The sequence below is a fragment of the Rivularia sp. UHCC 0363 genome, from assembly GCF_034931125.1.
In the GTDB taxonomy this organism is placed as follows: Bacteria; Cyanobacteriota; Cyanobacteriia; order Cyanobacteriales; family Nostocaceae; genus Rivularia.
This window is the reverse complement of the sequence record NZ_JAYGHM010000058.1, coordinates 42,053-52,986: the sequence shown is the minus strand read 5'-3', so window position 1 is coordinate 52,986 and position 10,934 is coordinate 42,053. Positions and strand designations below refer to the sequence as shown.

The following is a 10,934-nucleotide window of genomic DNA, read 5'->3' as shown; positions in this document are numbered from 1 at the left end:
AAAATTCTTAGTTAATAGAATCACTTATTAATATTTTTTAATTAAATATATCAGGTAGTTAATAAATAATTGCATTAGATGCATAATAACCAAAGCTAAAAACGACATAATGTCAAACAAAGTTGATTAGCAATAAGTAAAAATACTTTTAGGAGCAAAATGAAACCACTTCGCTATATATGTTTGGCTGCTGCGGTTGTTGCAGTAGTGACCTTGAGTTCTTGCCTTGGTGACAATGCTCCCACGGCAGAAAACACACCTGCAACTCCGACCGTTACTCAAACTCAAGCTAGTCAAAGTGGTGAAGCAAAAGATGTAGGATATATGACCAAAATGGGATTAATGAAAGGACACCTTTTGGTTGCGAAAGAATTGTTAGATAAAAACGAGCCGAAACAAGCTGAACCTCATATCGGACATCCGGTAGAAGAAATCTATAGCGATGTCCAAGACCAACTAACAGAGCGTAATGTCAAAGAATTTAAAACTACTTTAGATGGCTTACACGATTTAGTTAAAAGTAAGCCCAAAGATGCCAAAGTCGCTACTAGCTTTGCGTCATCAATGGAAGCTGTAGACGGAGCGATCGCAGCCCTACCATCCGAAGAACGCAACAAACCAGAATTTGTGATGGCTGTAATTGATCGCATCTTAAATACAGCAAAACAAGAATATGAAGCGGCGATCGCCAATGGTAAAATCGTCGAAGACATTGAATATCAAGATTCTCGGGGCTTTGTGCTTTATGCTCAAGACTTGTATAAAAACATTTCTGGTCAAATGAATACAGCGCATCCAGAAGAAGACAAAGCCATTACAAGCAGTATGAGCGAATTAGTAACAGCTTGGCCCACCGTCATTCCTCCATCCGCACCCGTGAAAACACCAGAAGAAGTAGCTAAATTAGTGGATGTCATTGAGGAAAACTCTCAAAAAGTCATAAAAATCTAAAGCACCATCAAACAAAAAGAATAGTTGAAACAGATCGTATTGAGCAAGCAGAAACTTAAGAAGAGTTTAAAATTAGTTAAAGCTGAGTAAAAGTTAGGAATAGAAACAGAACTCTTCTGAGCAGAAAAGGACAAGTTATAAATAATACTTTTGACTGACCACTTTTCAGTGCTTTTCTCCTGACTATTAACTCGAATTATCACGACTAATAAACCTCTTCGCGAATTATAATCTGATGCAAGAACTTGACAATAAAAAGACAATCGAACTGTTAAATGCGATCATGGAATTTGAACTAGCAGGAGTAGTGCGCTACACTCATTATTCACTGATGGTAACAGGACCTTATCGCATTCCCATTGTGGATTTTTTTAAAGCGCAAGCTACTGAATCATTGCTTCATGCTCAACAAGTAGGAGAAATTCTTACAGGAATAGATGGTGGACATCCTAGCCTGAAAATTGCCCCTATGGAAGAAACCTACAAGCATAAAGTTAAGGATATCTTAGAAGAAAGCTTGTCACACGAACAAAAGGCTTTGGATCTGTATAAAAAGTTTTTACATACAGTTGAAAATGCTAGCATTTATTTAGAAGAATTCGCTCGTAATATGATTGGACAAGAAGAGATGCATAATCTCGAATTGAAAAAAATGTTAAGGGATTTCGGCTAATTTAAAGGGAGTAGGGGAGTAGGGGAGAAATAAAACTCCTAACTCCTAACTCCTAACTTTTAATTGATAACTAATAATTGACAAAAATGGACTTTAGTGCAGCCTTACCTACCTTTATCATAACTCTCCGAGAAGGAGTAGAAGCGGCTCTTGTAGTTGGTATAGTACTGGCAATGTTGGCTAAAGCTAATCAATCCAGACTCAACGCTTGGGTATATGCTGGTGTCGGTGCTGGAATTGGGCTGAGTGCAGCGATTGGAGCAGTTTTTGCTTCGATAATTCAAGCCGCGAAGCTCGTTAATCCTCAATATGCAAATTTAGTTAAACCGTTAATGGAAGGAACATTCAGCGTAATTGCGATCGCGATGCTTAGCTGGATGCTGATCTGGATGACAAAACAAGCCAGGTTTATGAAAGCTGAAGTTGAGGGAGCGGTACAAACCGTTTTGCGAGCAGATTCTCAAGCTGGTTGGGGGGTTTTTACTTTAGTTTTAATTGCTGTTTTACGTGAGGGTGTGGAAACTGTTTTATTCATTGCTTCTAATTTTCAAGAGGGTTTAGTTCCCATAATTGGTGCAGTGGCAGGTATATTATTTGCAGCATTAATTGGTGCGCTGATTTTTAAATGGGGTGTGAAAATAAATATTCGTCTGTTCTTCCAGGTGATGGGTATTTTTCTGGTGTTGATTGTTGCGGGATTAGTAGTAGGAGCGCTACGCAAATTTGACCAGGCTTTTGCAACTTTAGCTCTTAGCGATAGTACCTGGAATCTATGTTTTTCCTCTCAAATTTCTGCAAATCACTCTTGTATATTAGGTCCGATGGTATGGAATACATCAAATATATTGCCTGATAAAAAGTTTCCCGGAGTCATTCTCAAAGTATTATTTGGTTACAGGGAACACTTGTATTTAGTTCAAGCTGTTGCCTATGTATCATTTTTATTATCTGTCGGAGGTTTGTATTTACGAAGTATTACTGCTACCTCTCCTCAAAATAAAAAGAAAATTCCAGTTAGTTGAAAATAAATTAAATATTTAGTTAGTTATGACCAGAACTTGGGAGATGTAGCAATGCGGAACTCTCTAGATTTTTTGCTATATAAAATAAAAGTAGTAGCAATAAGATAATCATAGTAAGGGTTTTCTTAACCTTTTATTGAGAGAATTTTAATAAATTTATATCCGACTTAACTAGTAAAAATATTCCTTTATTTATATATTTAAACAAGTATACTAATAAAAAGTAAATGCGTAAGTGATAGTAAATTAATAGCTAAATTAAAAAAATCAGACGGTAAAAATTCCTATTCATGTCTTTATTTATTTCATAGATGCGATTAGCGGCTATAGTTTATTTCAAATGTTTGAGATTGGAAAAAGACCGCCGCTACTAGAGTTTATTTAGCTAACAACTGCTCAAATTGATGATAAGTTAGCGCAATTTTTTCTTTAACTAGAATTGTTACAATTTTAGACTGATTACATTTGTATAGATATCCGATCAAAAAACTAGTCTTGTAATAACTGAAATGATCCAATTTAACCGAGATCGAGCCATTAATTTTCTACAGCAAATTTTAGAGTTTGAATTAGCGGGGGTGGTTCGTTACACAACTTACTCTTTAATAGCTAATGATAATAATAAAAGCGAAATTGTCGATTTTCTAGAAGAACAAGCCGAAGAATCGCTATTTCATTCTCAAAAAGTCGGGAAAGTGTTAGTAAGTATTAACGGAATTCCTCACTCGCGTATTGCTCCAATTGCAGAATTAGAAAGCTATTCAGTAAAAGATATATTGAAGGCAAGTTTAGCTCATGAAAAGCAGGCTTTAGGACTTTATGAAAAACTCCTAGATGCACTGAAAGGTAGCAACAGCGATATAGAAAAATTCGTCAGCAATATGATTGAAGAAGAGAGTAATCATACGCAAGAATTAGCGGAAATGATCGATAGATTAAATTAAGTTTAGGAGTTAATAGTTACTCCTTTCCCGTCAGAAGATTACTGATGAAAAAACCGCTGAGACACAGAGACCGCAGAGGAAAGAAATAAAGAGAGATAGGTAAATTTAAAATGGGAAGGGAGTAGGAGTTAGGAGTTATAGAAATACTCAGTGGGTTTTTTATTGCCTATTTCCTATGTTTTGATTATGTTCCTTTACGTTAGATAATGTAGAGGAGCGTATTTTCTACTGATATTTGATTTAACAATCAATGAATAAAACTCATCAAAAAAAAATCTTACCATCTCGTCTAATTAACCTTGATGGAAAGTTAAACATTGTTCGTAAAGGAGTATCTAAGTTTGATTGGGGGGATTTGTATCATACATTATTAACTCTTTCCTGGATCAAGTTATTTGCAGTAGTAAGTGCGGGATATATAATTACTAATGTTTTATTTGCTTTTCTCTATTTAGCAGCGGGTGATGGGATAGAAAAAATGCGTGAAGGAAGTTTCTCTGACGCATTTTTTTTTAGCGTGCAAACAATGGCAACTATCGGCTATGGTGCAATGTATCCGAAAACGCTTTTTGCCAATATTTTAGTTGCGATTGAAGCTTTATTGGGACTTTTAGGAGTATCAATGGGAAGTGGATTGGTGTTTGCTCGGTTTTCTCTTCCTAAAGCACGAGTCATGTTTAGTCGTGTAGCAGTAATTACTATTCATGAGGGTGTCCCAACTTTGATGTTTCGAGTTGCAAACGAACGTCAAAGCTGGATTTTAGAAGCTCAAGTTAATGTCAGCTTGGTAATTAGCGAAATTACTCAGGAAGAAGTTGAGATGCGAAAGTTTTATAAATTACCGTTATATCGCGATCGCTCATCACTTTTCGCTTTAACTTGGACGGTTATGCATCCAATTAATGAAAACAGCCCCTTTTACGGGGTAACTTTAGATGAGATGTTAGATTCGGAAATGGAAATAGTAGTAACTTTAACCGGAATCGATCAAACCGTTTCTAGTAATATCCACGCTTATCATTCGTATATTCCTAAAGACATTCTTTGGAATCATCGCTTTGCTGATATTCTATCTAAAACGCGGGATGGTAGACGTAGTATTGACTATAATCGCTTTCACGATGTTGTAATAGTTGAGGATTAAAGGGACAAAATAAAGCATATTAATACTATCTTTTAATAGAAAATTATATTTACTTACTTAGTTTTATCTAGAGGATTAGTAACACCCAGACGAAACTATATCTAAGGCTGTAATAACAAGCACAATATCTCCTTTTAACGACAGATGTAACTTATTCATCCAACCTATATATTCACAGTTGATGTGACCTTAATTGGAGAAATAATATGGGCTGGCTAAAAAGACTTTTTGGTATGGAAAAACCCAAAAATGCACAAGTAAATCCTACACCCCAAGCAACACAAGCACCGCAATCTACGCAGCAAGCACAACCAACACAGCAAGCGAATACTGCTCAATCAATTGCTCCAGAACGTGTGGGATTGAATGGTGAATACGACCAGAGTGGTTTAGCTAAGAGAGTTGCATTGGCTTTCGATGAAGATTCTCAATTGGATGATATTGAAGGTCTTTGGGTTGCTCAAACTAGCTCTACAGTAGTTTTAAAAGGAAGCGTTCCCAGCCAAGATATTTTAAATAAAATGGTTTCTGTTGCTCAAGGAGTCAATGGTGCGACTAATGTTGATACAAGTCAAGTTAGTGTAGGTTAATTACTTTTAGTAAAGCACCATTAATTAGAAAGCGGTGCGTTACGGCTTTGCGAAATCAAGGTTATTCGTGCCGTAACACACCCTAAAAATACAATTAATTACGAAAAAAATACAAAAAAATTAATTTACTGCTGCTTGTCGTTTGTTAATTATTTCTTTTTGAGTATTATCCGGTAATGGTTTTCTCACGGATAAATAAGCTAAAGGACCAAACAACGGTATCAGTGTTACAAACCAAAATAAAATAGGATTTTTCATTCCCCGTTTTGCCATATCGTCACCCAAAAGTGCCGGGAAAAGTAAGCAAAGCAGACAAAAATCTAAACTCATTACGTGAATAAAGCGGTCAGTTTGCCATTGTCGGACAAAATCGCTCCAATTGGCTCCCTGTAAGCCATAAAATACTAAAATTATTGCTCCGATACTTAATGCAATACCAGTAATCCGAGAATCTAATAATTTGAGAAAAGCATTTTTTTCTCCGACAAAATCGGGGTTTGGTTCCCGTAAAGCCAAGTAAGGTAACAAAGCAAAAGCACCGACTCCGAAAGAAAAGGTTGCGAATAACCAAGCCGGTATTTTTTGTCCTTTACCATCAATAAACACCATACAGCTATAGATTAAAGGGAATACTCCCATTAAATTAAATAGCGAAATAATCAAAGGGTTGATTCCTTCCCATTGTCCAGTTGAAAGATTTTTAATCAATTCAAAAGTGTCGGGTTGATTCGGTGGAGCAAAAGCAAAAGCATAGATCGCAAATCCAGCCCAAAGCAACCAAAATATAATTTTTCTCATCAGTTATCAATTATCAGTTATCAATTTAACTCATAACACGGATTAAATGGATTTCACTGATGTCACTGATTAATAACTCCGGTATTCTTAACTCCGAACTGCTAACTCCTCACTCCTAACTCTTAACTGCTCATTGCTTCGGAGAGATATTCAGCTGCTGCTCCAACAAGTGCGATCGCGTTTTCGTAATTAAGCCTTGTGGGACCCAAAACCCCGACGCTTCCTACTGGTATCGAACCTCGATGATACATGGATGAAATTAAGGTGCAAGTACGGATGGGTTCTAAGGTATTTTCCGAACCAATACGAATTGTTACTTGTGGCTTGTCTATATGTTCTAATTCTGTATCATCAAATATCAACCGCCATAATTTTTCTTGTTCTTCTTCAAGCAGTTGAATTATGGTTTGTACTTGCTGTATTTGAGAAAATTCTGGTTGACGTAAAACTTCTGAAACTCCACGCACCATAATTTGTGTAGTTGTGGGTGAAAAGGTGCGACGAGTCAATTCTACTAGGGATGTTTTCAAATATTCGCCGTAGCACTGAAATTCTCGGTCTAATTTACTCCAGTCCAGCAAGGCTAGTTTCATTAAACTTTTACCGCGCAGTTGACTGTTTAAAAAGTTGGAAACAATCTGCAATTCCCTATCCACGACCTCTACATCAGGTCTATTTTCTTCCGATGCGGAAGGTAAGTCCATTAATGTTGAATGAGTTTCATAACCATCGGTGACTACAATCAACATGATCTGTCCCGTCTCAATTTGCACTAATTGCAAATGTCGCAATACTGATGAATTATTTTGCGGTATTGTAATTAAACTCACACAACCGCTCAAGGTCGCTAAAATTTGCGTGGCCCCTTGCAATAATGTTTCTAAACTCCAATCTTCCCATTTTAAACGTCCTTGTAATGCGGCTTCGACTTCTTTTTCTAAGCTTTGAGAAGGTGTGATTAATTGGTCTACATAAATTCGATAGCCAGAGTCCGAAGGTATTCTTCCTGCTGAAGTATGAGGTTGATAGAGCAGTCCAGCTTTTTCCAAGACTCCCATGACGTTGCGAATCGTTGCTGAACTTACACCCAAGTCGAACTCTTCTAACAAAGCTTTAGAACCCACAGGCTCTGCTGTAGCTATATAGTGACGCACAGTCGCCCAAAGAATACGTTGTTGTCGATTCGTTAACTGGACTTGCATAGGGGATGGTTGAAACACAGTTTTTATCAGTTTTAAAAAAACGAAATTTTTTAAGTGCTATTATTTGAGATTTAATAATGATCGTGCAAAATACACAATGATTATCGTGTACTGCAATACCTTTACATTTACAAATAGTTTTGTCCTGAGTAAGAGTACTATTCCATACAATCGAACCTGTATTCTAAATACATAAACAAAACCCGCTTCATAAGTATTTTCCCACAGCTATTTTAGAAACGGGGTGTGCATATATACGAATTATTTGCTAATCATCAATAATATTCAGGGATATTTTGTATTGACCTCTAATTTCTTAATAGTACAACCTGGGAGCAGTTGCTTTAAGCCAAGGAAACCCTTCAATACGCGGGTTTTTAGATTTATTTGTGGAATTAAATACTAACGCAAAATTATTTATATAATTACTCGTGAGTTATATAAACTTTCCCTACTCCCTATTCCCTCCCCAGACGAAATATTTAATTTATTTTGCACGAGTACTTAATCCAAAATCTATTGACGCGGAAGCGTCTTGCCGTAGGGTAATTTAAAGCCCAAAATTTTTTATTCTTTAATATTGAGGAACCGAATGGTCAACTAACATTGAATATGCATCAATACCTCCCGTAATGTTTTTCACATTTGTAAAACCTTGAGATGTTAACCATTGACACATTTGAGCAGAACGAACACCGTGATGACATAGAACCAAAGTTTCTTTATCCGGTTCCAAGCGAGTTTGAATATCGTTTCCCCACTCGGCAAATTGACTCAAAGGTAAATTGACAAAACCTTCGATACTTGCTGTTCTGACTTCTTGTGGTTCGCGCACGTCTACAAGTTGAATTGAAGACTCTGAGGAAGCTAAACGTTTTGCGAGTTCCTCTACAGTGATTTGATTCATGGTTGACCAAAGTTATTCCCCGTCATGAGGAATTTCTCAAAAAAATCTATATATTTATTATGTTGACAGAAAACTCTCCTCTTAGCATCAGCACTAATCAAAGGTTTTAAGAATAATCTAGGAAAATTAGCTACATCTTGACCATATTCTATGGAGTTGGAAACATTGCGATCAACCTCACCCCTTCCCCATTTTTCCCAGAACACGCTTTAATAATTAGTGGGGTCAAAAACGCCGCAATGGGGCAAGCGTGAAAAGAATTATAAATAGAAAATTGTTATTCCGTTCCGTAAGTGCGATCGCGATCGCGCTGCTGTTAACTGGTATCGCTGGTTGTAATGGATTATCTCGAAATCCGCTGAATTTAAGTGAAACGGTTAAACCGAGTGGTGCTGTATTTGTTTCTAAACAAGCACCTGTGATGGTTTCAATGCTTGTGAATCCAAATCGCTTTGAGGCTTTGGATGGTGAACTGAAGCTATCCAAACTGAAAACAAGTTTACTCGCTAATACCGGACTTGAGTATAAAAAAGATGTTCAACCCTGGTTGGGTAGTGAAATAACTTTAGCTGTAACCACCGATGATATTGATCGCGATGCTATCAACGGCAAGCAACCCGGTTATTTGATGAGTGTCAAGACAAAAGATGCTGCGAAAAGCCGCGAGTTTATCGAACTTTTGTTTTCTAAACGGGTTTTAGCTGGAACTTCCTTGGTTGTGGAACAATATAAAGGTGTCAAACTGATTTCCGATACTCCGCAAACGGCTTCTATCAAAAAACCTTTGGCTGCAACGGTTGTAGGTGATAATTTTGTATTGTTTGCCAATGATGCCAAAATTCTCCGAGAAGCAGTTAATAATGTCCAAGCACCAGGTTTAAGTTTGACTAGCTTGGATAAATATCAGCAGCTAATCAAGCAACTAGGAAGTAAAACTCAAGCTGTAACGTTTCTTAATCTTCCCGCAGTCGCAAAATGGCAAGGTTTAAAGTTGTCATCACCCCTGAGTTATGATGCTCAATTAATTTCTTTAACGAAAAAATCCCCCGGTTTGCTCGCAGAAACTAGTTTACTAGCTAATTCACCGCTACCAGCAGCAGAACTATCTGAAAAAATCGCAGCACTTTCATATATTCCAGCAACTTGCGGTTTTGCGATCGCGGGAAAACATTTGAGCAATTTAGATAATAGTAATTTAGCTTTACTTTGGCAACAAACTGCAACAGCCATATCTGGTGGTTCGGAAGAAGGTATCGCTTCACAGATTACGCAACCTTTAACGAATCTGCAAAAACGCTGGGGAATCAACTTAAAAGAAGATATCTTTAGTTGGGTAAAAGGAGAATACGCGATCGCATTGTTACCCAATACAGATAAAACTCCTGACTGGGTTTTCGTTGCAGAGAATTCGACAACACCAGCGGATATTTCGCATTTGGATGAAATAGCTGCTCGAAATGGACTTACAGTCAGTCAAATTAATTTAAATGAACAAAAAATTTCTGCTTGGACGCAATTAACAACTACAGGTAATAAAGCATCTAATTTCAACATTCAAGCAAAGGTACTAGGAGCGCATACACCTAAAGATAACTACGAAATTTTTACAAATTCTATCGAGACAATGGATTTAGTGTTGAATAATAAAAATAATTTATTCAACGATAATCGTAGTTTTCAGAAAAGCATTGCAGCCATTCCCCAACCAAACCAAGGTTATGTATTTATCGATTGGACAAAAAGTCAAAACTTGATCGAAAGTCAATTACCCATACTCAAGTTTATAGAAATTGTTGGCAAGCCTTTTTTTGACCGACTGCAATCTTTTACTATTAGCAGTTATGACAATAGTGACTTACTTAAAGCTGGGATAATGTTCCTATTTAATGAGTAAAAAAAGTTAGGATTTAATAATTACGACTTATCTTTCCCTAATGCCCTAAAGTTTATTCTATCTTTAATTTTTTTGACCTAATCCATATTAAAGTAACAAATTGTAACTGTATGTTTTATATCAAAAGTTAGAAATTGCAAAATTTAAATTCATTCTTTAGACCTTTGCTTTCTTACTTACAGCTTGGTCTAATAGTGTACAGATGCCAAGCTGTCATAGACTTTGTAATTCCGAAATTTGCCCTCGTTAACGTGTATATAAGAGAACCAACTCAAACTAGGGAAGTGTATATATGAAATCTTGTCGCTCCCAAATCTTATTTTTTATAGGTTGCCTTGTAGGTCTATTTACTGTTACTAATTCTAATTCCGTAAGCGCAGATACATCTTTTTTTGGAAAAATTAGCTTATCACCATCGGAAGCAGTTAAAGCAGTAACGGGTTATACCGGCGGTTCTTACTCATTGTCCACAATTAGCAGCCGCGATCGGCAAAAGAATTTGTGTATCGGTTTCGCAGACCCCAAACCAGACCATATTTTAGTTTTAGAGAAAGATTTTCCAAAATTAAATATAAAGGTGAATAGTAATGGATACGATACGACCCTATTAATAGTTGGTCCAGATGACAAAACAGTTCGCTGTGGAGACGATACTGGTGAAAGTAAAGACGCTAGCATCAACGGTAACGACTGGAAAGCCGGAACCTATAGAATTTGGGTAGGTAGCTTTAAAGCCGGAGTACGACGCAACTACAAACTTTCTTTGCAAGAATAGTTCCAAAATCTCGTATTAATGAATTACAATATTG

The 10,934-nt window shown here is 36.7% G+C and carries 11 protein-coding genes; 8 read left to right on the top strand and 3 right to left on the bottom strand.

The genetic code is table 11. From position 1 onward, the window contains the following. The first annotated feature begins 159 nt into the window (after positions 1 to 159). The 6 genes from VB797_RS26260 (at position 160) to VB797_RS26235 (ending at position 5,324) form a co-directional block, all read left to right on the top strand. Entirely contained in the window at positions 160 to 951 is a 792-nt protein-coding gene (locus VB797_RS26260; RefSeq protein ID WP_323240704.1) for a hypothetical protein, read from the top strand. A gap of 235 nt (positions 952 to 1,186) precedes the next feature. Beyond that, a complete protein-coding gene (locus VB797_RS26255) occupies positions 1,187 to 1,624 on the top strand; it encodes a ferritin-like domain-containing protein (RefSeq protein WP_323240703.1) in 438 nt (145 codons plus the stop codon). An 86-nt stretch (positions 1,625 to 1,710) separates the two neighbouring features. Continuing rightward, on the top strand, positions 1,711 to 2,646 hold the full coding sequence (locus VB797_RS26250) for an FTR1 family protein (RefSeq protein ID WP_323240702.1): 936 nt from the start codon (positions 1,711 to 1,713) through the stop codon (positions 2,644 to 2,646). Positions 2,647 to 3,155: 509 nt separating this feature from the next. After that, a complete protein-coding gene (locus tag VB797_RS26245; RefSeq protein ID WP_323240701.1) occupies positions 3,156 to 3,590 on the top strand; it encodes a ferritin-like domain-containing protein in 435 nt (144 codons plus the stop codon). Positions 3,591 to 3,840: 250 nt separating this feature from the next. Beyond that, complete coding sequence (locus tag VB797_RS26240) at positions 3,841 to 4,734, top strand: ion channel (RefSeq protein WP_323240700.1); 894 nt, start codon at positions 3,841 to 3,843, stop codon at positions 4,732 to 4,734. 206 nt (positions 4,735 to 4,940) lie between these two features. Continuing rightward, positions 4,941 to 5,324: a phospholipid-binding protein gene (locus VB797_RS26235; protein WP_323240699.1), complete on the top strand. Its 384-nt coding sequence runs from the start codon at positions 4,941 to 4,943 to the stop codon at positions 5,322 to 5,324. A gap of 120 nt (positions 5,325 to 5,444) precedes the next feature. Here the strand turns inward: VB797_RS26235 and VB797_RS26230 are convergent, their stop codons facing one another. The 3 genes from VB797_RS26230 to VB797_RS26220 form a co-directional block, all read right to left on the bottom strand. After that, a complete protein-coding gene (locus tag VB797_RS26230) occupies positions 5,445 to 6,125 on the bottom strand; it encodes a DUF2834 domain-containing protein (RefSeq protein WP_323240709.1) in 681 nt (226 codons plus the stop codon). A 119-nt stretch (positions 6,126 to 6,244) separates the two neighbouring features. Beyond that, complete coding sequence (hrcA, locus tag VB797_RS26225) at positions 6,245 to 7,324, bottom strand: heat-inducible transcriptional repressor HrcA (RefSeq protein WP_323240698.1); 1,080 nt, start codon at positions 7,322 to 7,324, stop codon at positions 6,245 to 6,247. 574 nt (positions 7,325 to 7,898) lie between these two features. After that, positions 7,899 to 8,231 (bottom strand): rhodanese-like domain-containing protein, encoded by a 333-nt coding sequence (locus tag VB797_RS26220; RefSeq protein ID WP_323240697.1) that lies wholly within the window; start codon positions 8,229 to 8,231, stop codon positions 7,899 to 7,901. 250 nt (positions 8,232 to 8,481) lie between these two features. Here VB797_RS26220 and VB797_RS26215 point away from each other — a divergent pair, with 250 nt between their 5' ends. Together VB797_RS26215 and VB797_RS26210 are read left to right on the top strand one after the other, a co-directional pair. Next, positions 8,482 to 10,125, top strand: coding sequence for a DUF3352 domain-containing protein (locus tag VB797_RS26215; protein WP_323240696.1), 1,644 nt, complete (start codon positions 8,482 to 8,484; stop codon positions 10,123 to 10,125). A 292-nt stretch (positions 10,126 to 10,417) separates the two neighbouring features. Further along, the gene (locus VB797_RS26210; protein ID WP_323240695.1) at positions 10,418 to 10,900 is read left to right on the top strand and encodes a hypothetical protein; all 483 of its coding nucleotides are present in this window, start codon (positions 10,418 to 10,420) and stop codon (positions 10,898 to 10,900) included. Positions 10,901 to 10,934 lie beyond the last annotated feature (34 nt).

Coding starts and splice junctions, on each gene's coding strand:
- VB797_RS26260 (WP_323240704.1), top strand. CDS start 160: ATGAAACCACTTCGCTATATATGTTTGGCTGCTGCGGTTGTTGCAGTA.
- VB797_RS26255 (WP_323240703.1), top strand. CDS start 1,187: ATGCAAGAACTTGACAATAAAAAGACAATCGAACTGTTAAATGCGATC.
- VB797_RS26250 (WP_323240702.1), top strand. CDS start 1,711: ATGGACTTTAGTGCAGCCTTACCTACCTTTATCATAACTCTCCGAGAA.
- VB797_RS26245 (WP_323240701.1), top strand. CDS start 3,156: ATGATCCAATTTAACCGAGATCGAGCCATTAATTTTCTACAGCAAATT.
- VB797_RS26240 (WP_323240700.1), top strand. CDS start 3,841: ATGAATAAAACTCATCAAAAAAAAATCTTACCATCTCGTCTAATTAAC.
- VB797_RS26235 (WP_323240699.1), top strand. CDS start 4,941: ATGGGCTGGCTAAAAAGACTTTTTGGTATGGAAAAACCCAAAAATGCA.
- hrcA (WP_323240698.1), bottom strand. CDS start 7,324: ATGCAAGTCCAGTTAACGAATCGACAACAACGTATTCTTTGGGCGACT.
- VB797_RS26220 (WP_323240697.1), bottom strand. CDS start 8,231: ATGAATCAAATCACTGTAGAGGAACTCGCAAAACGTTTAGCTTCCTCA.
- VB797_RS26210 (WP_323240695.1), top strand. CDS start 10,418: ATGAAATCTTGTCGCTCCCAAATCTTATTTTTTATAGGTTGCCTTGTA.